Genomic DNA, 23682 nt, shown 5'->3' on the forward strand with positions numbered 1-23682 from the left:
AGCGACGGACTGTTAATCCGCAGGTCGCTGGTTCGAGCCCAGCTCGGGGAGCCAAAGAATTTTGGGGCCACTCACGCAAGTGAGTGGCCCTTTTGGCTTTCCGGGCGCCCGATTTCGTATGCCCCTTGGTTGCTTTGCAGCCGCGCCGTCGTTGGCTTGGCGCTCTGTGCGCGGGCGGCCACACCCGAGTGCTTCTGAGTGGCTTTCGCGGCTGCGAGCGCGCGCAAGCGGTCGTCTTCCCATCCTTCCTGTTCAACTCTGCCGCGCTGGTCCGGCGAGGCTCTGGGACGAATTTCGCGCCGTTCCCTTCTTGCGCCATTCGTGCGGAGCGCGCAGGTGTCGTTTGGCTCGTCATGAGCCCTTCCTATCTCCAGATTTAGTTATGTAATAACATTTCATTTTTGGATGGAGGGCGTGTGATGGCGACGGTGAGAATGGAAGATGAGGGGCTGGCGCGGGACCGGCGCCTGCCGGTGACGGTGTTGTCCGGTTTCCTGGGGGCGGGCAAGACCACTTTGCTCAACCATGTGCTGAACAATCGCGACGGGCTGCGGGTGGCGGTCATCGTGAACGACATGTCGGAAGTCAATATCGATGCGAGGCTGGTCCGCGACGGCGGGGCGTCCCTGTCGCGTTCGGAGGAGCGACTGGTCGAGATGAGCAACGGCTGTATCTGCTGCACGCTGCGCGAGGACTTGCTCCTGGAGATCGGGCGGCTGGCCGCCGAGCGGCGCTTTGACTATCTGTTGATCGAGTCCACCGGCATCTCGGAGCCGCTGCCGGTGGCCGAGACTTTCACGTTCCGCGACGAGGACGGCGCCAGCTTGTCGGACGTGGCGCGGCTGGACACCATGGTGACGGTGGTCGATGCCTTCAACTTCCTGCGCGACTACGCCAGCGAGGACCGCCTGGCCGCGCGCGGCGAGACGCTGGGCGAGGAAGATGAGCGCACGGTCGTGGACCTGCTGATCGAACAGGTCGAGTTCTGCGATGTGATGGTGCTGAACAAGATCGACCTGCTTTCCGGGCAGGAGCTGGGCCGGCTGGAGGCGATGCTGCGCAAGCTCAATCCAAGGGCGGATATCGTGCGCAGCGAGTTCGGCAGCGTCCCGCTGGCCAAGGTGCTGGACACGGGGCGCTTCGATTTCGAGGCGGCCGCGCAGGCGCCGGGCTGGCTCAAGGCGCTGCGCGGCGAGCATGTGCCCGAGAGCGAGCAGTACGGCATCGGCAGTTTCGTCTTTCGCGCGCGGCGACCCTTCCATCCGCAGCGCCTGTGGGACTGGATGCGCCAGGAGTGGCCGGGCGTGGTGCGCTCCAAGGGCTATTTCTGGCTTGCGACGCGTCCCGCGTTTGCCGCATCATGGTCGCAGGCCGGGCCGGTCTCGCGGCACGGCGCGGCGGGCTACTGGTGGGCGGCGCTGCCGCGCGAGCGATGGCCGCAGGACGCAGAGGCGCGCGCGCAGATCGTGGCGGATTGGGATCCGGTCTATGGCGACAGGTGCCAGGAGCTGGTGCTGATCGGCATCGGCATGGACGAAAGCGCCTTGCGGGCAGGTTTGCATGCCTGCCTGATGACGCAGGACGAACTGGCCCTGCCTGTGGAAGAATTGCGCGCCTTGCCGGATCCGTTTCCCGTCTGGGGGCCGGCGCAGGCGTCCGGCGATTGAGTCGGGGCGTGAATGCGGCGGATGCCGCGGGTGGAATCGAGGTTCATGGACGAAGAAAAACGCATCGGCGTGACCGTGCTGTCCGGTTTTCTGGGCAGCGGCAAGACGACGCTGCTCAACCGCCTGCTGCAGGAACCGGCCTATTCGGACGCGGTGGTGATCGTCAACGAGTATGGCGACGTGGGCGTGGACCACCACCTGGTGCGCCTGGCCCAGGACAACATCATGCTGGTCGAAGGCGGCTGCCTGTGCTGCGCGGTCAGCGGCGCGGTGGTCGATGCGTTGCGGGACTTGTTCATGCTGGCGTTGCGCCGGCAGATCAAGCCATTTCGCCGCGTGCTCATCGAGACCAGCGGCCTGGCCGACCCGGCGCCCGTGTTGTTCACGCTGAAGCACGATCGCTTCCTGGCCGAGCGCTATGCCTATCGCGGCGCCATCGTGGTCGTGGATGCGCAGCATGGCGCGGGGCAGTTGGCGGAACAGCCCGAGGCGGCCCGTCAGCTCGCCCTGGCGGACACCGTCGTGTTCAGCAAGGCCGACCTGGCAGAGGATGCCTCGTTGCAGGCCCTGCAACGGCAGGTCGAGGCCATCAATCCGGGTGCAAGGCGCTGCGTGCAGCGCCAGGACTCGCCGTTGGTCGAGGCGCTGGCGGACTGGCCGGATGCCGCGACGCGGCGGGCGGAGCTGTCGAATTGGTTGCGGGCGTTCGCGCAGCCGGTGGCGGGCAGGCATGGCATGGTGTCCAGCTTCAGCCTGGCGCTGGATGCACCCATTGGTCGCGCGGCCTTCCTGGCGGGCATCTCGCTGGTCCAGGAGCGGTATGGGCAAGGCCTGTTGCGCCTGAAGGGGCTGGTCTGTTTCGAAGGCGAGACGCTGCCTTGCGAGGTGCACGGCGTGCATGGCGAGCTGTATCCCTTGCGGACGCTGCCGCAGTGGCCGTCGGACGAACGGGCGTCCCGCCTGGTGTGCATCCTGCGCGGACCGGACGCGGCCGAGGTGCAGGCCAGCCTGCGGCGCGCCCTGGGCCAGTTGCCCGCATGAGACGGTCGGTGCGCGAATCGCACCCTTTGCCGTATCGCATGTACGGAAAATGCATGGAAATACGGTATAAACGGAACCGTCTTATGCACGATTCGAGACAATCATGGATCGCTTGAAAGCCATGCAGGTGTTTGTCGAGGTCGCCGACAGAGGGAGCTTGTCGGCGGCGGCCGTGCATTTGGACATGTCCAGGGCCATGGTGTCGCGGTATCTCGCCGAAATGGAGCAGTGGGTTGGCGTGCGGCTGTTGCACCGCACGACCCGCCGGCTCAGCCTGACGCCCGCCGGCGCCGAAACGCTGCCGCGCTGCCGGCAGATGCTGGACATGGTGGGGGATCTGCGCAGCGCCGTATCCACGCCCGACGATACGCCCAAGGGGCTGTTGCGGATCACGACCAGCATGTCGTTCGGCTCGCGTCACCTGGCGGGCATCGTCGCCGACTACGTCAAGCTGCATCCGGGCACATCGGTGGACCTGATGCTGGTCGAGCGCGCAGTCAACCTGGTCGAAGAGCGGGTGGACCTGGCCGTGCGCATCACCAATGACCTGGATCCCAATCTCATCGCCCGCAAGCTGGCCGTCTGCCGCTCGGTGGTGTGCGCCTCTCCGGAATACCTGGAGCGGGAAGGGGAGCCGGCACGGATCGAGGACCTGTCCCTGCGCAACTGCCTGACACATTCCTACTTCGGCAAGAGCCTCTGGCGCTTCGAGCGCGACGGCGAGCCCGTCGATGTGCCGGTGGACGGAAATATCAGCGCCAACGAGGTGTCGGTTCTGTTGCGCGCCGCACTGGAGGGGGCAGGGATCGCGATGTTGCCGACCTACTACGCGGCCGAATACATCGCTTCCGGCCAGTTGCGGGTCATTCTGCCCCAGGCCAGGCCGCAGGAATTGGGCATCTACGGCGTCTATGTGTCGCGCCGGCAGATGCCGCTGGTGCTGCGGTCCATGCTGGATTTCCTGGTGGAACGACTGGGGCCGGCGCCTTGGGATAAGCCGGCCGGCGCTTGAGGGCGAGATATATGGCGGTATAATTTGCCCGCCTGAGCGCCTTGCGCGGCGTGGCGGAACACGATTCCGGATCACGATTTGCGGCAGGGCCAATGTTCGCTAGGATATAGTCTTAGAAAACGTCCAAAAATCACGGGCGCGGCCAGATGGGTGGCCGTAGCGGCGCGGAACGGAATGCCGTCCGTGCGGAGGGAGCGCATCGGGGTTCCGGTTTTCGGCGCAGGATTTCGCCGGCCGTCCGATGCCTGACGTATCGGGTCCTTGATTATCGATCGCCGCGGCGTATGGCTCCGGATTGCCGGAGTGTCCGCAGGCTGCGTGGGCTTTATATGCCCGCTTTTCCGGAATTTGATTAAGCGTTTGCCGCAGCAGGGCTGCGCACACGCATTGCTCCAGCCGGAGTGTGCGGATATTTGGCATATCCGTCATGAGCAGGGTGGCCGGGTGCCAATACAGGAACGTCTCTTGAGTATGTCGCAAACCTACGCAGTCATTCGCGGAATCGCCGATCTGGCGGGGCGTTCCGCTGTGGCTGTCGCGGGGGTGTGTGCCTACATCTGTGTTTGCGTCCGTGTTTGCGTCCGTGTTTGCGTCCGCGCCTACGTCCGTCTGATCTCGGTATCGCGAGCGGAAATGAAAAAGGCCCGGCAGATGCCAGGCCTTGATCAATTTGGTTGCGGGGGCAGGATTTGAACCTACGACCTTCGGGTTATGAGCCCGACGAGCTGCCAGACTGCTCCACCCCGCGTCTGAGAAAAGAATATTAGCCTTATTTTCCATCCAACGCAAGTTGGTCCACTTTGAATATGAATGTCGATGAACGATAGCGAGGCAATACGCGTCCTGGAAACCGCACTTCTGTGCGCCGTGCAGCCGATGCAACTGGCCGACATGCGCAAGCTGTTCGGCAACGATGAGGAATTCGACAACACCGCCTTGCGCGGGCTGTTGGAAACCTTGCAGGCCAATTGGGCCGACGGTGGCCTGGAACTGGTGCAGCTGGCCACGGGCTGGCGCTTTCAGAGCCGTCCTGAAATGCAGCGCTACCTGGAGCGGCTGAGTCCCGAGAAGCCGCCGAAGTACTCGCGCGCCGTCATGGAAACGCTGGCGATCGTCGCCTGGCGCCAGCCGGTGACGCGCGGTGACATCGAGGACATACGCGGCGTCACCGTGTCGTCCCAGATCGTCAAGGCGCTCGAGGATCGTGGCTGGATCGAAGTGATCGGCCATCGCGACGCGCCCGGGCGGCCCGCGCTATTCGGCACGACCCGCCAGTTCCTGGATGACCTGGGACTGCGCGCGCTGGATGAACTGCCTCCGCTGGAATCGGCGCAGGCCGCCGCGGCCCTGGCCGGGCTGGATCTGGGCGATGCGCAGCCGCTGGGCGAGGCGCCGGCCGAAGGCGAAGCTGGCGTTGCCGGAGAGGGCGATGCGCCGCAGGATGGGGCGGGCCTCCAGGCGGAACTCGACGTCGCGGGCGGTGGCGCTGGTGACAGTATCCCGCAAGCGGAATTGTCTGTTCCGTCGTTGCCGGTTTCCGTGGCGGCGGACGATAGCGTAGAATCCTCGCTTTCGCGCGATGACGGCGACGCTGGTCCCGCGGACCAGCTGGCTGCAGGATCGCCGGCTGACGGTCTGTCTGGCGAGCCCGAGCTTCCAGGCGCCGGCCATGCCGCCGCCCCCGCTGACGAGACATCCGGCGCCGGTCCTGAATCCGATGCGCATGCCGATACCCTTGGCACTGCGGTCGGCAATGATATTTCCAATACCGACGTGGAGTCCGCCGACGAGATCGCGGCGGATCATGCCGCCGGACATGCGGAATCGGCGAAATCGAATGACCAGAATGATGCGGCCGGCGTCGTGCCGCAAGGCGTTGCCGGGCTTGAGCCGGAGGTTGGCCATGAGGCCGCCGTTCAGCCTATGCCGGATGCCGCGTCCGACGGCTCGCCCGATGGCGAGGCCGCGGAACAAACCGATGCGGGCCGAGAGCCCGTGCCTCCTGATGATGATGAGCCTGCCGCCGGCAGGCCCGCCCAAGTTTGAAATTCGGAGCTGTCCCAGTGACAACGAATACAGCAATGCAGGACGATAATCCCCGTCCGGATGACGCCATTTCCGGCGCGCAGCCGGAAGCCTCCGCCGCTCGCGAGCCGGCTGCCGAGGGCGATGCCGCCCGTGGTCGTGGCCGCAAGTTGCGCACGCCGTTCCGCCGCCGTCGCGGCGATGCCGCCGCCGAACAGGCGCCGGCCGCGGAAGGCCAGGCCGCTGCCCTGTCCGCCCCGGTCGAGTCGCAGGATTCCCGTGGCGGCGAGCAGGAAGCCGAGCAGGCGCTGTCCTATCTGGACACCGCCGACCGCATGGAACAGCGGCTGGGCAAGTACCTGAACAGCGAAGCGGTCATGCCGAAGCTGCACAAGGTGCTGGCGGACGCCGGCATCGGCTCGCGCCGCGAGATGGAAGAGCTGATCGTGGCCGGCCGCGTGTCTGTCAACGGCGAACCCGCCCATATCGGCCAGCGCGTGGCCCCGAATGACCAGGTGCGCGTGAACGGCAAGCCGATCATGCGCGCCAATACCAAGAAGCCGCCGCGCGTGATCCTGTATCACAAGCCGGCCGGCGAGATCGTCAGCCATGACGATCCGGGTGGCCGCGCCAGCGTGTTCGCGCGCCTGCCCAAGCTGCGCACCGGCAAGTGGCTGTCGGTGGGGCGCCTGGATCTGAACACCGAAGGCCTGTTGATCTTCACGACCTCGGGCGACATGGCCAACCGCATCATGCACCCGCGCTACGGCACCGAACGCGAGTACGCCGTGCGCGTGCTGGGCGAGATGGACGAAGCGCAGCGCCGCTCGCTGGTCGAGGGCATCGAGCTGGAAGATGGCCTGGCCGCGTTCGGCGCGCTGGATTACCTGGGCGGCGACGGCAGCAACCGCTGGTATCGCGTCACGCTGCAGGAAGGGCGCAACCGCGAAGTTCGCCGCATGTTCGAGGCCGTGGGCGTCACCGTCAGCCGGCTGATCCGCACCCGCTTCGGCGATATCGTGCTGCCGCGCACGCTGCGCCGTGGTCGCTGGGACGAGCTGGATGCCTCGCTGGTCACGGCGCTGATGGTCCAGCTGGGCCTGTTGCGCGAAGACGACGATTCCGGCGGCGGCAACCGCCGCCGCTCCAAGCAGCCGCAATCGCATGACAGCGCCTTGCCTCCGGGTTTTGGCACCATGGACCGCAACGGCATGAACGGCGCGCGCATCGGCCGCCGCGGCAAGCTGCAAGGCGGCCGCCAGGGCAGCGCCGGCCAGGCCGCCGCTTGTCCCTCCGATCCGTTCGGCACCGGCCTGATGATCGCGGGCGGGTACGCCAATGGTCATCCGCTGGCTGGTGGTGGCGGCGGTGGGGGCGGCAGCGAAGGCAACCGCAAGGGCGGCAAGCCCGGCGGTCGCGGCGCCGCGTCGGGCAACAAGGCTGGGGCCAAGGCGGGCGGCAAGCCCGCTGGCGGCAAGTCCGGCGGCAAGCCGCGCGGCAATCGCGCCGCCGCAGCCGCCGAGCAGGGCGCTCAAGCGGCCTACTCGCCGGCGGAAGGCGGTGCGGCGGCCGGCGCTCCGGGCGCCGGGCGGCGTGCCGGCGGCGCCAAGACTGCCGGCAAGCCGGCGGGCGCGCGCGGCAGCCGTGGCGGCGCCAAGCCGGCCGGAGCCGGTCGCGGCGGCAACAAGGCCGAAGGATCGCGCGCCGCGGGCAAGGGCGCGGGCGGCCAGGCTGGCAAGAGTGCCGGGCAGGGCGGCAACAAGTCGCGTTCGTCGCGCGGTTCCTCGCCGCGAGGCGATGATTGGCAGCCGCGCGGCGCCAGTGCGCACGAGTCGCGCCTGGGCGTGCTGGGTGGCGGTCGGGGTCGTCAGGGGCGCTGAGTCCTGGTCGGCGCTTGCTTGAAGTCGTTCCGCCCTCGCGGCGGAGTGGCTGCTGGCGGGGCGTCCCGGTTGATTCGTCCCGCTTAATCGTAAGCCCGTGAGGTATCAGGCGTTTTTCCGGTTTATCTGGTAAAATCAATGGTTTTCATGGCTTTCGCGTCTTTGCGTGCCTTCGCCAGCCTTGCGGGTTGCCCCTAATAAAGGGGATACCAGCAAGGGATGCCAGCATCAGGGCGGCTTGAAGGACGGGACGCAAAGCGGCGCTTTTGCCAGCGGTGCCTTTTTTTGGTGTGCGCGGGCGAGGCAGGGCAAATCGGCTTGGGCCGATTGCCGCATTTTTAGGTCGCAATTTGGGCGCTGCCTGGCATTGCTCCTTACGTGAAGTAGGGCAGCGGCCGGGCATTGCGCAATACGATGGGCTGGGCGGGCAGCCCATTTTTTTTGAGTATATGGCTGATTTATTCGCATTGACCGAAGAGGCTCTGGCCGGCATGGACGTCGAACTCGTCGACGTCGAGCGTGCCGCCCTGGGCCTTTTGCGCGTGACGATCGATCGGATCGGCGGCGTGCGCATCGAAGACTGTGAGCAGGTGTCTCGCCAGCTGTCGCGGGTGTACGAAGTCGAGAACGTCGACTACAAGCGGCTCGAAGTCGGTTCGCCGGGCGTGGACCGCCCGCTGCGCACCGAGGCCGAGTTCCGCCGTTTCGCGGGCGAGCGCATCGAGATCAAGCTGCGCGAGGCCATGGATGGACGCAAGGTCTTCTCCGGTACGCTGGTCGTGCCCGAGGATGACGCCGAGCCGCAAGCCGGCCAGGCGCAAAAGACCGTGTTCGGTCTCGAATTTGAGGCAAAAAAGAACGAAGTGCAGGTGTTGAACTTCTCGCTCGACGATGTCGAGCGCGCAAAACTGGACCCCGTTCTGGATTTCAAGGGCAAAAAGCGATGAGTCGCGAAATTCTTCTGTTGGTCGATGCCTTGGCGCGCGAAAAGAACGTCACGCGCGACGTGGTATTCGGAGCACTCGAAAGTGCGCTGGCCTCGGCCATGAAAAAGCGTTTCAAGGACGACGCCGAAATCCGCGTCTCCATCGATAGGGAAACCGGCAGCCACGAAGGGTTCCGCCGGTGGCTGGTCGTGCCCGACGAAGCGGGCCTGCAAGAGCCCGACAAGCAGGAAATGCTGTCGGACGCCCAGGAAATGGTGCCTGGCATCCAGGCTGGCGAATACATCGAAGAGGCCCTCGAGCCCGTCGAGTTCGGCCGCATCGGCGCCCAGGCCGCCAAGCAGGCGATCCTGCAGAAGATCCGCGACGCCGAGCGCGAGCAGGTCCTGAACGACTTCCTGGATCGTGGCGAGACCATCGTGTCCGGCACCATCAAGCGCATGGACAAGGGCGACGTCATCGTCGAGACCGGCAAGATCGAAGCCCGCCTGCCGCGCTCGGAAATGATCCCGAAGGAAAACCTGCGCGTGGCCGACCGCGTGCGCGCTTATGTGCTGCGCGTGGATCACGCCGCCCGTGGCCAGCAGGTCATCCTGTCGCGCACCTCGCCGGAATTCATCCGCCAGCTGTTCGAGAACGAAGTGCCCGAGATCGAGCAGGGCCTGCTCGAGATCAAGGCCGCCGCCCGTGATCCTGGCGTGCGTGCGAAGATCGCCGTGGTGGCTTACGATAAGCGCATCGATCCCATCGGCACCTGCGTGGGCATGCGCGGTTCGCGCGTGACCGCGGTCCGCAACGAGCTGGGCGGCGAACAGGTCGATATCGTGCTGTGGTCCGAAGACCCGGCGCAGTTCGTGATCGGCGCGCTGGCCCCGGCCAACGTCGAATCCATCGTCGTCGATGAAGACAAGCACGCGATGGACGTGGTGGTGGACGAGGAAAACCTGCCCAAGGCCATCGGCGCCAAGGGCCAGAACGTGCGCCTGGCGTCCGAGCTGACCGGCTGGCAGATCAACATCATGACGCCGGAAGAAAGCCTGAACCGCCAGGAAGTCGAGCGGTCCGCGCTGCGCGCCACGTTCATGAACAAGCTGGACGTCGACGAGGAAGTCGCTGACATCCTGATCGACGAAGGCTTTACCGGTATCGAGGAAATCGCCTACGTTCCCATGCAGGAGCTGCTGGAAATCGAGGCGTTCGACGAAGACACCATCAATGAGTTGCGTGCCCGCGCCCGCAATGCGCTGCTGACCGAGGCGATCGCCCAGGAAGAGCGTCTTGAGACCGCGCAGGACCTGTTGGAACTCGAAGGCGTGACGCCCGAGCTGGCTGCCAAGCTGGCCGAGCGTCAGGTGCATACGCGTGACGATCTGGCTGAACTGGCGACGGACGAACTGGCGGAAATCGCCGGCCTGACCGAGCAGGAAGCCAGCGATCTGATCATGCGTGCCCGTGCCCATTGGTTCGACGAGGAATAACCATAAGGACACGCGTTCGCGGCGGACGGAGCGCCTTCATCCGCCGCGAGTTCACGTTGTTTGTCATAGCTGCATATAGGGAAGAGAGAGCCTAATGTCGAGTAACACCGTCGCCCAGTTCGCTACCGAGCTGAAAATGCCTGCCAACGTGCTGCTGGAGCAGTTGCGTTCGGCTGGCGTTGACCTCAAATCGGTTGACGATTCCGTCACCGACAGCGACAAGGCGAAATTGCTCGACTCGCTGCGTCGGGCCCACGGCGCGACCGAAGGCAAGAAGATCACCCTGACGCGGCGCCAGACCTCCGAGATCCGTCAGGCGGACGCCACCGGTCGCTCGCGCACCATCCAGGTCGAAGTGCGCAAGAAGCGCGTCTTCGTCAAGCGTGATCCGTCCGAGCTGGCGCAAGAGCACGCCGCCGCCGTGCGCGCGGAAGAAGAAGCCGCCGCCGCTGCCGTAGAAGAAGCGAGCGTGCCGGCAACGGCCGCGCCCGCCGCTCCCCAGGAACCGATCCGCGAAGCCGCGCCCGTGCAGGCGCAGGCTCCCGCCGAGCCGGCGCCCGAGGCCAAGCCCGTCGTAGTCGAAGCGCCCGAGCCGGCGCAAGCGGCTGCGCCCGTTGAATCCGTCGCGGCCGAAGCGCCCGCCCCCGTCAAGGAACAGGCCCCTGAAGTCCAGGCGCAGCCCGAGCCCGAATCGACGCCGGCATCCGCTCCTGCCGAGCCCGTGGCCCAAGAGGCCAAGCCCGAAGTCAAGACTGAACCCGCCGAGCCCAAGGCTGAAGAAGCCAAGCCGGAACCCGTTGTGCTAGCTACCAAGTCAGAATCCTCTTCCTCGCAGGCCGCCGCGCCTGCCGCGCAGGCTCCGCAGCCCGGCGCCAAGTCCGAACCCGCCAAGGCGCCCGCGAAGGCTGAACCCGCCGCCGCGCCCAAGGCCGCCCGTCCCGCCGACACGCGTCGCGCCATGCCGCCGGTGGCGTCCAACGCCGCCCGCGACGAGGCGCGCCGCGCCGCCGAGGCCGAAGCCGCCGCGCTGCGCGAGATGCTGAACCGTCCGCGCAAGGTGCTGCGCGCTCCCGAACCGGAAGCGCCTGCCGCGCCGCTGTCGGGCACGCTGCACAAGCCGGCCGGCAAGACCGCCGCCGCGCCCGCTGGCGCCGCCAAGAAGGACGCCAAGCCGGGCGCTCCGGGCACGAAGAAGACCATCAAGACGGCCGAAGTCGCCTCGACCTGGTCCGACGACTCCTCCCGCAAGAAGCCGGCCGACAAGCCGGCGGCGCCCGCCAGCCGCGACGGCTGGCGTGCCGGCGGCAAGGGCGGCGGCAAGGGTGGCGGCCGTGGCGGTCGCAACCAGCAGAATGATCGCCGCAACGAGCCGGCGCCGCAGGAATTCATTGCGCGTGAAGTCCACGTGCCCGAGACCATCAGCGTGGCCGACCTGGCGCACAAGATGTCCGTCAAGGCCGCGGAAGTCATCAAGCACCTGATGAAGCTGGGCCAGATGGTCACCATCAACCAGGTGCTGGACCAGGAAACGGCCATGATCGTGGTCGAGGAACTGGGCCACGTCGCCATCGCCGCCAAGCTGGACGATCCGGAAGCCTTCCTGGACGAATCGGCCACCGTGTCGGAATCCGAGCAACTGCCGCGCGCGCCGGTCGTGACCGTCATGGGCCACGTCGACCACGGCAAGACCTCGCTGCTGGACTACATCCGCCGCGCCAAGGTCGCCGCGGGCGAAGCCGGCGGCATCACGCAGCACATCGGCGCCTACCACGTCCAGACCGAGCGCGGCATGGTCACCTTCCTCGACACCCCGGGCCACGAGGCGTTCACCGCCATGCGTGCCCGCGGCGCCAAGGCCACCGACATCGTCATCCTGGTGTGCGCGGCGGACGACGGCGTGATGCCGCAGACCCGCGAAGCCATCCACCATGCGAAGGCCGCCGGCGTGCCCATGGTCGTGGCCATGACCAAGATCGACAAGCCCAGCGCCAACCCCGATCGCGTCAAGCAGGAGCTGGTCGCCGAGGAAGTGGTGCCGGAAGAATACGGCGGTGACGTGCCCTTCGTGGCCGTGTCCGCCAAGACCGGCGAAGGCATCGACGATCTGCTCGAGAACGTCCTGCTGCAAGCCGAAGTGCTGGAATTGAAGGCGCCGGTCGACGCGGCCGCCAAGGGCCTGGTCATCGAAGCCCGCCTGGACAAGGGCCGCGGCCCTGTCGCCACCATCCTGGTGCAAAGCGGCACGCTGCATCGCGGCGACGTGGTGCTGGCCGGCGCGAGCTTCGGCCGCGTGCGCGCCATGCTGGACGAGAACGGCAAGCCGATCCAGGAAGCCGGTCCGTCGATCCCCGTGGAAATCCAGGGCCTGACCGAAGTCCCGGCCGCCGGCGACGAACTGATGGTGCTGTCCGACGAGCGCAAGGCGCGCGAAATCGCGCTGTTCCGCCAAGGCAAGTTCCGCGACGTCAAGCTGGCTCGCCAGCAGGCCGCCAAGCTGGAATCCATGTTCGACAACCTGGGCGAAGGCACGCAGACCCTGGCGCTGATCGTCAAGACCGACGTCCAGGGTTCGCAGGAAGCGCTGGTGCAGTCGCTGACCAAGCTGTCCACCGACGAAGTGCGCGTGCAGGTCGTGCACGCCGCCGTGGGCGGCATCTCGGAAAGCGACATCAACCTGGCCATCGCGTCCAACGCCGTGGTGATCGGCTTCAACGTCCGCGCCGAAGCCAGCGCCAAGAAGCTGGCCGAGTCCAACGGCATCGATGTGCGCTACTACAACATCATCTACGACGCCGTGGATGAGGTGAAGGCGGCCATGTCGGGCATGCTGGCGCCCGAGAAGAAGGAAGAGGTCATCGGCCTGGTCGAGATCCGCGAGGTCTACAGCATCTCCCGCATCGGCAACATCGCCGGTTGTATGGTGCTGGACGGCCTGGTCAAGCGCGACTCGCAAGTCCGCCTGCTGCGCAACAACGTTGTCCAGTGGACCGGCCATCTGGAATCGCTGCGCCGCTTCAAGGACGACGTCAAGGAAGTCAAATCGGGCTTCGACTGCGGTCTTACGCTGCGCGGCAACAATGACATCCAGGTGGGCGACCAGCTGGAAGTCTTTGAAATCAAGGAAATCGCGCGTACGCTGTAAGGCAGCGTCCGCGAGCTTTATCTCTACATGAGCCGTCACAAGTCCAAAGCCATCCCCGGCCGCAATCTGCGGCTGGCCGACCAGATCCAGAAGGATCTGGCCGGGATCATCCAGCGCGAGATCGACACGACCCGCGCTGGACTGATCACGCTCTCGGGAGTGGAGCTGTCGACCGACTACGCGCACGCGAAGGTGTATTTCACGGTCCTGGGCGCCGAGCCCGAGGCCGCGACCACCTTGCTGAACGAGAAGGCCGGCTGGCTGCACTCGCAGCTGTACAAGCTGCTGCACATTCATACTGTCCCCACTTTGCGCTTCTTCCACGACGAGCAGATTGCCCGTGGCATTGAAATGTCGATCCTCATCGACCGCGCGAACCGGTCCGGCCCCCATTCGGGCGTGCCTGACGAACCTGAAGACCAGTCCTGAACGGGCTGTCGTCGCTGCTTCAACTTTCCGGATTCCGACGATGGCTAAACGACGCGGGCTTGCGCTCGACGGTGTGCTGTTGCTCGACAAACCCGTGGGTTTGTCGAGCAACCACGCCCTGCAGCGCGCCAAACGCACGGTGGACGCGGCCAAGGCCGGCCATACCGGCACGCTCGACCCTTTCGCGACCGGCCTCTTGCTGTGCTGTATGGGCCGGGCGACCAAGATTTCCGGCGCCATGCTCAACGCCGACAAGACATATCGCGCTACGCTGCAATTTGGCGAGGAAACCGATTCCGGCGACCTGACCGGCAACGTCGTCGCCACGGCCGCGCCCGGCTTCACGGTCACGGAACAGGCGCTGCGCGATGCGCTGTCACGTTTTTCGGGCACGATCGAGCAGATTCCGCCCATGTACTCGGCGCTCAAGCGCGACGGCAAGCCGTTGTACGAGTACGCGCGGCAGGGTATCGAGCTGGAGCGGCCGCCGCGCCAGATCACGATTTACCGCATCGAGCTGCTGTCCCTGTCCGGGACGCAGGCAGAGATCGATGTCGCATGCAGTAAAGGCACGTACATCCGCACGCTGGCCCAGGACATCGGGCGCGCGCTGGGGTGCTATGCCCACCTGGCGGCGCTGCGGCGCACGCACGTCGGGCCGTTTTCGCTGGACCGCGCCGTCACGCTGGACGCCTTGCAGGCCATGCCAGACCCCAAGCAGGCATTGCTTGCATTGAACGAATTGCCGGAGGGCCTGCTGCCTTCCAAAACCTTAAAGGACTCGCTATGACTCGCGCCCTGCGCAACGTCGCCATCATTGCCCACGTGGACCACGGCAAGACCACCCTGGTCGACCAGCTGCTGCGCCAATCGGGCACCTTCCGCGAAAACCAGGCGCTGACCGAACGGGTCATGGACTCGAACGACCTGGAAAAGGAACGCGGCATCACCATTCTGGCCAAGAACTGCGCCGTCGAATACCAGGGCACGCACATCAACATCGTCGACACCCCGGGACACGCGGACTTCGGCGGTGAAGTCGAGCGCGTGCTGTCCATGGTGGACGGCGTGCTGCTGCTGGTCGACGCGGTCGAAGGCCCGATGCCCCAGACCATCTTCGTGACCCGCAAGGCGCTGGCCCTGGGCCTGAAGCCCATCGTCGTGGTCAACAAGGTCGACCGTCCGGGCGCGCGCACCGACTTCGTCATCAACGCCACGTTCGACCTGTTCGACAAGCTGGGCGCCACCGACGAGCAGCTGGACTTCCCGGTGGTGTACGCCTCGGGCCTGTCCGGCTATGCCGGCCTGACCCCCGACGTGCGCGAAGGCGACATGCGCCCGCTGTTCGACGCCATCCTGCAGCACGTGCCGCAGCGCGACGACGATCCCAACGCTCCGCTGCAGATGCAGATCATCTCGCTGGACTACAGCAGCTACGTGGGCAAGATCGGCGTTGGCCGCATCAACCGTGGCCGCATGCGTCCCGGCATGGAAATCGCCTACAAGTTCGGCCCCGAAGGCCAGGGCGGCCGTGGCCGCATCAACCAGGTGCTGAAGTTCCATGGCCTGGAGCGCGTGGTGGTGGATGAAGCCGAAGCCGGCGACATCGTGCTGATCAACGGCATCGAGGAAATCGGCATCGGTTCCACCGTGATGGATCCGGTGGCGCAAGAGCCGCTGCCCATGCTGCGCATCGACGAGCCCACGCTGACCATGAACTTCATGGTCAACACCTCGCCGCTGGCCGGCCGCGAAGGCAAGTTCGTGACCAGCCGCCAGCTGCGCGACCGCCTGGACCGCGAACTGAAGTCCAACGTGGCGCTGCGCGTGCGCGACACCGGCGATGACACCGTGTTCGAAGTGTCGGGCCGTGGCGAACTGCACCTGACCATCCTGCTGGAAACGATGCGCCGCGAAGGCTACGAGCTGGCCGTGTCGCGTCCGCGCGTGGTGTTCAAGGAAGTCGATGGCGTCAAGTGCGAGCCGTTCGAGTCGCTGACCGTCGACGTCGAAGACGCCCACCAGGGCGGCGTCATGGAAGAGCTGGGCCGTCGCAAGGGCGACCTGCAGGACATGCAGCCGGACGGCCGTGGCCGCACCCGCCTGGAATACCTGATCCCGGCCCGCGGCCTGATCGGTTTCCAGAACGAGTTCCTGACGCTGACGCGCGGCACGGGCCTGATGAGCCACATCTTCCACGAATACGCGCCCATCAAGGAAGGCTCGATCGGCGAGCGCCGCAACGGCGTGCTGATCAGCCAGGACAACGGTGACGCCGTGGCCTACGCGCTGTGGAAGCTGCAGGATCGCGGCCGCATGTTCGTGAACCCGGGCGAAGCGCTGTACGAAGGCATGATCATCGGCATCCACAGCCGCGACAACGACCTGGTCGTGAACCCGATCAAGGGCAAGCAGCTGACCAACGTGCGCGCCTCCGGCACGGACGAAGCGGTGCGCCTGGTGCCGCCGATCCAGATGTCGCTGGAGTACGCCGTCGAATTCATCGACGACGACGAACTGGTCGAACTGACGCCCAAATCGATCCGCCTGCGCAAGCGTTACCTGCAAGAGCACGAGCGCAAGCGCGCTGCCCGCGAATCGGCGTAAGCATGGCGCGGGGCCTGGCCCCGCGATGCGCTTCCCACGTCGAACGTGGACAAGAAAATGCCCCTTGAGCGATCAAGGGGCATTTTCCTTTGCGGGCAATCCATACGCAGCGGCCTGGACCAGCTTCCGCAGATACGCTGCGCCGCATTGAAGGCACGGCGCAGCGACTCGAGGAGCCAAGCCGGCCCTATTCGTGCAGCTTCGGATCAGGGAAGGGCAACTGGTCCTGGGAGGCGCTGGGCTGTGTCTTCCACTTCTTGCCCTGCTTGTAGAAATCGAGCTGGGTTTCGTTGATCGCGGCGCCCAGCGTCACCGAGACCGTGCACGCGACCTGGCCGGCATGGCTGGCTTCCAGGGCTGCGATGCAGGTGCCCAGCTTGACCTCCGAGGGCTTGGGAATGCCGCTGCCGGAGAACATCTCGGCAATGGCGTCCGTTGCTTCGGGAGCGGTGGGCAAGACCAGGGCCTGGGTCTGGGCCTGGGCCAGTCCTGCGACACCGCTCAACGCGACGGCAAAGGCAACGGACACAAAGGGCTGGTACATGCGATGGCTCCATCAAGGTCTGAGGTCGGCGCTTCAGCCCGGAGACGCGGCACAGGCAGGCGCGCAGTCCGGGAAAGCGCCGTCCACTGTATCGCAATCCAGCCCGCGAGGCGGGACAAGGAGCGCGCCTCAGCCGTGCTGGTGCCGGTACTCCTGCGTCCGGCCGCCATACCCATACGCCGCGGCGCGCGCATCGATCACGTGCACATACGAGCACTCGTGCAGCTCGCCCAGGATGCCTCGGAAGGCATCATGGATTTCCTGGATGTAACGCGCCTTCTCGGCCTTGGTGTTGGTCTCGTCGGTGACGCTGATGTCCAGGTGGAAGGCGTTCCTGCCCAGCTTGGATAGCGCCTGCCCGCCGATGAACCATTGTTCGTGGGGGATGTATTGCAGCGTGATGGCGATGACCGGCAGCTTCTTGCCCAGCACGGACTGCGTCAGGCCGGCGACGGATTCGACGACGCGGCGGCTGATGGCGGGATCGGGCTGGCCGGACAGGTGGACGACGATATGCGGCATGGCAGGCTCCTTCAAGTGGAGGATCGGATTGGAAAGGCCGGATGGCTGAAGCCAGTCTAGGCGTCGCATTGACATCGGAAAAGCGGGAATTTACGATCTTATCCATCGTTAAATCCGTTGGATAAGGACTGCCCATGGCCGGTTTCGATCTGGATCAGCTGCGCACCCTGGTCGCCGTGCTGGATGCCGGCAGCCTGACCGCCGCCGCCCCGCGCGTGTTCCTGTCGCAATCCTCGGTCAGCGAGCAGATGCGCAAGCTGGAGGAGCGCGCCGGCCAGCCGCTGTTGTTGCGCGGCAAGAATGGCGTGACGGCGACGCCGGCGGGCCTGCGCCTGCTGGAGCACGCCCGCGCCATCCTGGCGCTCAGCGACGCGGCCTATCGCGACCTGCGCGGCGTGCCCATGCGCGGCGAGCTGAACCTGTGCATCACGGACTATTTCCGTCCCGGCGATGTGGCGCGCATGCTGCGCCGGCTGAACGAGCAATATCCGCAGTTGCGGCTGTACGTCAGGATCATGAAGAGCGGCGAGATCGAGAGCGCCTATGAGCGCGGCGGCATCGACGTGGGCGTGTCCATGGTCGTCCGGGAGCGCGGCGCGGAGGACGGAATTCCGGCGGGCGAGGTGCTGCGGCGCGAGCCCTTGATGTGGATGGCGGCGCAAGGCGCGCGGCCGGGACGCGACCCGCTGCCGCTGCTGGCATTGCCCGAGACCTGTGCGTTGCGCCAGTACGCCGAGCGCACGCTGACCCGTGGTGGCATCGCGTATGCCGTGGCGCACGTGGCGTCAGGCGTGGCCGGCCTGCAGCTGGCGCTGGCGGCGGGGTTGGGCGTGGCCTGCCTGAACGAGTCGGCGCTGGCGCCGGGCATCGCGCGGCTGGACGCGCCGGACCTGCCGGCGTTGCCGCAGGCGGCGTTCCGGGTGCTGCCCGCCCGGCCCGGGGAGGATGCGTTCGTCGCCAGGGCGCGCGAGGTGATCGCGCAGGCCCTGCGCTGACAGGACGCCGAAGCGGCGTCGAAGGGGCAGGCAAGGCCGCCGCGGGCAGCGGCCTTCGCGGTTCGTCAGGCCGGCAGCGAGGGCGCGTAGCGCGCGTCGGCGTTGCTGACCTGGGCGTGGAATTCCGCCACCTTGCGCACGACCTTTTGCGGATCGTCCTCGATGATGAACAGGTTCAGGTCGTGGGCGCCGATCATGCCGTTGCTCAGCAGCTGCGCGCCCAGCCAGTCGACCAGGCCGGACCAGTATTCGCTGCCCACCAGCACGATGGGCGCGGGCGGCACCTTGCCGGTCTGGATCAGCGTCAACGCTTCGAAGAGCTCGTCCAGGGTGCCGAAGCCGCCCGGCATCGCCACGTAGGCGAAGCTGTGCATGAAAAAGGTGGCCTTGCGCGAGAAAAAGTACTCGAATGACAGGCTGATCGTCTGGTATTCGTTGTTGTGGGCCTCGTGCGGCAGGCTGATGTTCAGCCCGATGCTGGTGCCGCCCGCTTCGAACGCGCCCTTGTTGGCCGCTTCCATGATGCCGGGGCCGCCCCCGGCGATGACCGCGAAACCGGCCTGCGCCAGGGCCTTGGAGATGGCGACGGTGGTTTCATAGTGCGGGGAGTTGCGGCTGACGCGCGCGCTGCCGAAGACACTGACCGCGGGCCCGATGTGCGCGAGCTTTTCTGCCGCTGTCCGTATCTCTGACATAATCAGCGGAATTTGTTTGCCGGCGGGTGTACTCATATCTGCCTTTGTAACCATGAAAAAAACCTTATTGCTGGTCGACGGTTCAAGCTACTTGTACCGCGCTTTCCACGCTATGCCTGATTTGCGCAACGCGCAAGGCGAACCCACGGGGGCGCTCTACGGCGTGGTGAACATGCTGCGCAAGCTTGTATCTGACCATAAGGCAGAGTATGCCGCATGTATTTTCGACGCGCGCGGCAAGACCTTCCGGGACGACCTGTACCCGGACTACAAGTCCCACCGCCCGCCGATGCCCGAAGACCTGGCTGCGCAGATCGAGCCCATCCACCGCGCCGTGCGCGCGCTGGGCTGGCCGGTGCTGGCCATCGAGGGCGTCGAGGCCGACGACATCATCGGCACGCTGGCCTGCCGCGCGGCGGAGCAGGGCGTGGACACCATCGTCTCCACCGGCGACAAGGACCTGGCCCAGCTGGTCAACAGCCAGGTGACGCTGGTCAACACGATGAGCGGCGAAGTGCTGAACGAGGCCGGCGTGCTGAACAAGTTCGGCGTGCCGCCGGATCGCATCGTCGACTACCTGATGCTGGTCGGCGACACCGTCGACAACGTGCCCGGCGTGACCAAGGTCGGTCCCAAGACGGCCGCCAAGTGGATTTCCGAATACGGCTCGATCGACCAGCTGATCGCCGGCGCCGACGGCGTCAAGGGCGTGGCCGGCAACAACCTGCGCGAAGCGATTCCGAACTTCCCGCTCACGCGCGAGCTGTTGACCGTGAAGTGCGACTGCGACCTGACCGGTCATATCGAGAGCATCGAGGACCTGGCGCCGCGCGAGCGCGACGACGCCACGCTGGTCGAACTGTACGAGCGCTACGGTTTTCGCACCTGGCTGCGCGACCTGACCGGCGACGCCGAGCGCGTGCCGGCGGGCGATGCGCGTGTCGCCGCCGCGCCGCCCGTGGCGCCGGCGGAACTGGACTACCGCATCATCGCCGACTGGGACGCCTTCAACGCCTGGATGGCCAAGGTCGCCGAGGCGCCGCTGGTGGCGCTGGACACCGAAACCACCTCGCTGGATGAAATGCAGGCCCGGCTGGTGGGCTTGTCGATGGCGGTCGCGCCCGGCGTGGCCTGCTACATCCCGGTTGCGCATCGTGGGCCTGACGGCGCGGAACAATTGCCCAAGGACGAGGTGCTGGCGCGGCTCAAGCCCTGGCTTGAAGACGCCTCGCGGTCCAAGCTGCTGCACCACGCCAAGTACGACGCCCATGTGCTCGAGAACGAAGGCATCAAGCTGGCCGGCATCGCCGAGGACACCATGCTGCAGGCCTATGTGCTGGAATCGCACCGTGGCGTGGGCCTGAACGACCTGGCGCAGCGCTACCTGGGTCGCAGCGGCGTGTCGTACGAAGACCTGTGCGGCAAGGGCGCCAAGCAGATCGGTTTCGACGAAGTGGCGGTCGACAAGGCCGGCCACTACGCCGCCGAGGACGCCGACTTCACGCTGCAGCTGCATCACGCGCTGCGGCCGCAGGTCGAGGCCGACGCCGGGCTGAACCGCATCTACCTGCTGGAAATGCAGGTGTCGGCGGTGCTGACCATCATCGAGCGCAACGGCGTCAAGGTGGACGCGGCCGAGCTGGGCCGGCAGAGCCACAAGCTGGGCCAGGAAATGCTGCTGCTGGAGCAAAAGGCCTATGAACTGGCCGGCCAGCCCTTCAACCTGAATTCCCCCAAGCAGCTGGGCGAGATCCTGTTCGGCCGCATGGCGCTGCCGGTGGTGCGCAAGACCGCCGGCGGCGCGCCGTCCACCGACGAGGAAGTGCTGACCAAGCTGGCGCAGGACTATCCGCTGCCGCAGGTGCTGCTGGAATACCGCGGTCTGTCCAAGCTGAAGTCCACCTATACCGACAAGCTCCCGCGCATGGTCAATCCGGCCACCGGGCGGGTGCACACGCACTATTCGCAGGCCGCGGTCATCACCGGCCGGCTGGCCTCGTCGGATCCCAACCTGCAGAACATTCCGGTGCGCACCGAGGCGGGCCGCCGCGTGCGCGAGGCCTTCATCGCCGAGAACGGCATGCTGCTGTCGGCCGACTATTCGCAGATCGAGCTGCGCATCATGGCGCACGTGTCCGACGACGCGAACCTGCAGCGGGCCTTCGCGGCGGGCGAGGACATCCACCGCGCCACGGCCTCCGAGGTGTTCGGCGTGACGCTGGATCAGGTCAGCTCCGAACAGCGCCGCGCGGCCAAGGCCATCAACTTCGGCCTGATCTACGGCATGGGCGTGTTCGGCCTGGCGTCGAACCTGGGCATCACGCGCGACGCGGCGCAGGCCTATATCGACCGCTACTTCGCGCGCTATCCCGGCGTGGCGATGTACATGGAAGAGACGCGCCGGCTGGCCCGCGAGCAGGGCTATGTGGAAACCGTCTTCGGCCGCCGCCTGCAGCTGCCCGAGATCCGCGGCGCTTCCGGCCCGCGCCGCCAGGGCGCGGAACGCGCGGCCATCAACGCGCCCATGCAGGGCACGGCGGCGGACCTGATCAAGATGGCCATGGTGGCCGTGCAGGACTGGCTGCAGGCCGAGCGCCTGCAGACCCGCATGATCATGCAGGTCCACGACGAACTGGTGCTGGAAGCGCCCGACGCCGAAATCGAGGTGGTGCGCGAAGCGCTGCCGCGCCTGATGTGCAACGTGGCCGAGCTGCGCGTGCCGCTGGTGGCCGAGGTGGGCGTGGGCAAGAACTGGGAGCAGGCGCACTAGCGCTCCAGACAGGGCAAGGGGCCGGGCCCGCTGCGGCCCGGCTGCCATGCCGGGCCGCAGCGGGGTTCGGCTGCCCGGCAAGCGCTCGGCGGGTTCGCGTATTGCCGCCTTGGGCGGCCATTTCCGCTTTTTGGAGTGCAACAATATAATGTTGCGCTTCCTCTCCTTCGATTTCCGTTCCCATGTTGCTGCTCTGGATCCTGCTTGCCACCGTCACCGGCGGACTGCTCGCCGTCGTGGTCGCCAGCTGGCTGGCCTACAAGGTCTTTTCGCAGTATCTGCACCACATGGTCAGCCTGTCGGTCGGCGTGCTGCTGTCGGTGGCGCTGCTGCACCTGCTGCCCGAGGCCTTCGAGTCCGGCGTGGCCGACGCGCACGTCCTGTTCGGGCTGATGCTGGCCGCGCTGATCGGTTTCTTCGTGCTGGAGAAGATCGCGCTGCTGCGCCACAGCCATCATCATGAAGGCGATGGCCATCATCACCACAAGGGCCATGACCGCCACGAGGCGGGCCGGGGCGGCGTGATGATCCTGATCGGCAGCTCGCTGCACAACCTGTGCGACGGCGTGCTGGTGGCGGCGGCCTTTCTCACCGATCCACTGCTGGGCGTGCTGACGGCGGCTTCCATCATCGTGCACGAGGTGCCGCACAAGCTGGGCGACTTCGTGGTGCTGCTGAACGCCGGACTGGCGCGGCGGCGCGCCTTTTCCCTGATCCTGTTCACCAGCTTGTGTTCAGCCGTGGGCGGCATAATAGGGTTCTTCCTGCTGCAACAGGCCCAAGGCCTGGTGCCGTATGTGCTGGTGGTCGCCGCGAGCAGCTTCCTGTACATCTCGGTGGCCGACCTGATGCCGCAGATGCACGAGCGCGTGTCGCTCGCCGATGCCATCCCGCAACTGCTGCTGGTCGGCGTGGGCGTGGCGCTGATCTACAGCGTCACAACCTTGATGCATCATGGTCATGAGCACGATGCCGCGCCCCAGGGCGCGCCCGTTGTGGAGCACGGCCACCGTCATTGAGGCAGCCCGCGACCGTCTGGCGGCGCCCTGACAGGAGTACGCCATGAGCTTTTCCGCCGCCGCCGGCAAGGTCGCCCCCACCGTCATCCACACCGACGCCGCAGGGCTGGCCCACGGCGATTTCCAGCTGCCCGTGGATGACGGCGCCATCGCCGCCTACTATGCCGCGCCCGCCGGCAAGCAGAACCTGCCCATCGTGCTGGTGGTGCAGGAGATCTTCGGCGTGCACGAGCACATCAAGGACCTGTGCCGTCGCCTGGCGCACGCCGGCTACCTGGCGGTGGCCGCCAACCTGTACGAGCGCCAGGGCGATGCGTCCGCCTACACCGACATTCCCAAGCTGGTCGCCGAGCTGGTCAGCAAGGTGTCCGACGAACAGGTCTACGCCGACCTGGACGCCAGCCTGGCCTGGGCCGCCCGCAATGGCGGCGATCCGGCCCGCGTGGCGGTCACCGGCTTCTGCTGGGGCGGTCGCCTGACCTGGATGTATGCCGCGCACAATCCGGCCGTGAAGGCCGGCGTCGCCTGGTATGGCAAGCTCAGCGTCGGTCACGGCCCGCTCATCAAGCGCTACGCGCTGGACGTGGCGCAAGACCTGCGCGCTCCGGTCTTGGGCCTGTACGGCGGCCGCGACGCCAGCATTCCGCTGGCCGACGTCGACAGGATGAAGGCCAGCCTGGCCGCCGGCAGCGCACCGGCGCGCCGCTCCGAGATCGTGGTCTACCCCGAGGCCGACCACGGCTTCCTGGCCGACTACCGCCCCAACTACAACGCCCAGGCCGCCCAGGACGGCTGGCGCCGCATGCTGGACTGGTTCCAGAACCACCTCCAATAGCCCGCAGGCAAGAACGCCTTCAGCGGGGCCGCGCGGAGCCGGCTTTGCCGGTCCGCAGCGGCGCCCCCTTGAGGGGG

Annotated in this window: 18 protein-coding genes and 1 tRNA gene; 15 read left to right on the top strand and 4 right to left on the bottom strand. The window is 66.5% G+C overall.

The features are described 5' to 3' along the window. Nucleotides 1–419: 419 nt before the first annotated feature. The 3 genes from zigA (at nt 420) to KDH83_RS17945 (ending at nt 3720) form a co-directional block, all read left to right on the top strand. A complete protein-coding gene (zigA, locus tag KDH83_RS17935; RefSeq protein WP_249205189.1) occupies nt 420–1667 on the top strand; it encodes a zinc metallochaperone GTPase ZigA in 1248 nt (415 codons plus the stop codon). Between the two features lie 45 nt (nt 1668–1712). Beyond that, nucleotides 1713–2708 (top strand): GTP-binding protein, encoded by a 996-nt coding sequence (locus KDH83_RS17940; protein WP_212318329.1) that lies wholly within the window; start codon nt 1713–1715, stop codon nt 2706–2708. Between the two features lie 103 nt (nt 2709–2811). Beyond that, the gene (locus KDH83_RS17945; RefSeq protein WP_212318331.1) at nt 2812–3720 is read left to right on the top strand and encodes a LysR family transcriptional regulator; all 909 of its coding nucleotides are present in this window, start codon (nt 2812–2814) and stop codon (nt 3718–3720) included. A gap of 671 nt (nt 3721–4391) precedes the next feature. On the opposite strand, the gene KDH83_RS17950 is transcribed toward KDH83_RS17945, so the two are convergent. Then, nucleotides 4392–4468 (bottom strand) — tRNA-Met (locus tag KDH83_RS17950). A 62-nt stretch (nt 4469–4530) separates the two neighbouring features. Between KDH83_RS17950 and scpB the strand changes: the two genes are divergently transcribed. The 8 genes from scpB to typA all read left to right on the top strand — a co-directional run bounded on the left by scpB (nt 4531) and on the right by typA (nt 16225). Further along, nucleotides 4531–5766, top strand: coding sequence for an SMC-Scp complex subunit ScpB (scpB, locus tag KDH83_RS17955; RefSeq protein WP_212318333.1), 1236 nt, complete (start codon nt 4531–4533; stop codon nt 5764–5766). Between the two features lie 35 nt (nt 5767–5801). Further along, the gene (gene rluB / locus KDH83_RS17960) at nt 5802–7625 is read left to right on the top strand and encodes a 23S rRNA pseudouridine(2605) synthase RluB (protein ID WP_212318335.1); all 1824 of its coding nucleotides are present in this window, start codon (nt 5802–5804) and stop codon (nt 7623–7625) included. A 449-nt stretch (nt 7626–8074) separates the two neighbouring features. Beyond that, the gene (rimP, locus tag KDH83_RS17965; protein WP_103273396.1) at nt 8075–8572 is read left to right on the top strand and encodes a ribosome maturation factor RimP; all 498 of its coding nucleotides are present in this window, start codon (nt 8075–8077) and stop codon (nt 8570–8572) included. After that, the gene (gene nusA / locus KDH83_RS17970; protein ID WP_212318337.1) at nt 8569–10047 is read left to right on the top strand and encodes a transcription termination factor NusA; all 1479 of its coding nucleotides are present in this window, start codon (nt 8569–8571) and stop codon (nt 10045–10047) included. Before rimP ends, nusA begins: the two co-directional genes overlap by 4 nt. A 94-nt stretch (nt 10048–10141) precedes the next feature. Beyond that, nucleotides 10142–13189: a translation initiation factor IF-2 gene (gene infB, locus KDH83_RS17975; protein ID WP_212318339.1), complete on the top strand. Its 3048-nt coding sequence runs from the start codon at nt 10142–10144 to the stop codon at nt 13187–13189. A 27-nt stretch (nt 13190–13216) separates the two neighbouring features. Next, nucleotides 13217–13618 carry a 30S ribosome-binding factor RbfA gene (gene rbfA / locus KDH83_RS17980; protein WP_212318341.1) on the top strand — a complete coding sequence of 134 codons (402 nt, stop codon included), beginning with the start codon at nt 13217–13219 and terminating at the stop codon, nt 13616–13618. A gap of 40 nt (nt 13619–13658) precedes the next feature. After that, nucleotides 13659–14408, top strand: coding sequence for a tRNA pseudouridine(55) synthase TruB (gene truB, locus KDH83_RS17985; protein ID WP_212318343.1), 750 nt, complete (start codon nt 13659–13661; stop codon nt 14406–14408). Continuing rightward, nucleotides 14405–16225: a translational GTPase TypA gene (gene typA / locus KDH83_RS17990; RefSeq protein WP_212318345.1), complete on the top strand. Its 1821-nt coding sequence runs from the start codon at nt 14405–14407 to the stop codon at nt 16223–16225. The genes truB and typA overlap by 4 nt, the downstream gene beginning before the upstream one ends. A 187-nt stretch (nt 16226–16412) precedes the next feature. Here the strand turns inward: typA and KDH83_RS17995 are convergent, their stop codons facing one another. Continuing rightward, complete coding sequence (locus KDH83_RS17995) at nt 16413–16769, bottom strand: hypothetical protein (protein WP_212318347.1); 357 nt, start codon at nt 16767–16769, stop codon at nt 16413–16415. A 129-nt stretch (nt 16770–16898) separates the two neighbouring features. Beyond that, a complete protein-coding gene (locus KDH83_RS18000; protein ID WP_212318349.1) occupies nt 16899–17291 on the bottom strand; it encodes a 4-oxalocrotonate tautomerase in 393 nt (130 codons plus the stop codon). Nucleotides 17292–17425: 134 nt separating this feature from the next. On the opposite strand from KDH83_RS18000, the gene KDH83_RS18005 reads away from it, so the two are divergent. Continuing rightward, on the top strand, nt 17426–18286 hold the full coding sequence (locus tag KDH83_RS18005) for a LysR substrate-binding domain-containing protein (RefSeq protein ID WP_212318351.1): 861 nt from the start codon (nt 17426–17428) through the stop codon (nt 18284–18286). Between the two features lie 65 nt (nt 18287–18351). On the opposite strand, the gene KDH83_RS18010 is transcribed toward KDH83_RS18005, so the two are convergent. Further along, entirely contained in the window at nt 18352–18981 is a 630-nt protein-coding gene (locus KDH83_RS18010) for a TIGR00730 family Rossman fold protein (RefSeq protein WP_212318353.1), read from the bottom strand. A 52-nt stretch (nt 18982–19033) separates the two neighbouring features. On the opposite strand from KDH83_RS18010, the gene polA reads away from it, so the two are divergent. From polA to KDH83_RS18025, 3 genes are all read left to right on the top strand, one after another. Beyond that, on the top strand, nt 19034–21751 hold the full coding sequence (gene polA, locus KDH83_RS18015; protein WP_212318355.1) for a DNA polymerase I: 2718 nt from the start codon (nt 19034–19036) through the stop codon (nt 21749–21751). A 182-nt stretch (nt 21752–21933) separates the two neighbouring features. Next, nucleotides 21934–22770, top strand: coding sequence for a ZIP family metal transporter (locus KDH83_RS18020; protein ID WP_103273406.1), 837 nt, complete (start codon nt 21934–21936; stop codon nt 22768–22770). A gap of 43 nt (nt 22771–22813) precedes the next feature. Further along, entirely contained in the window at nt 22814–23605 is a 792-nt protein-coding gene (locus KDH83_RS18025; RefSeq protein WP_212318357.1) for a dienelactone hydrolase family protein, read from the top strand. Nucleotides 23606–23682: the final 77 nt, after the last annotated feature.

This window comes from Achromobacter sp. Marseille-Q0513, assembly GCF_018195695.1.
Taxonomy (GTDB): Bacteria; Pseudomonadota; Gammaproteobacteria; order Burkholderiales; family Burkholderiaceae_B; genus Achromobacter.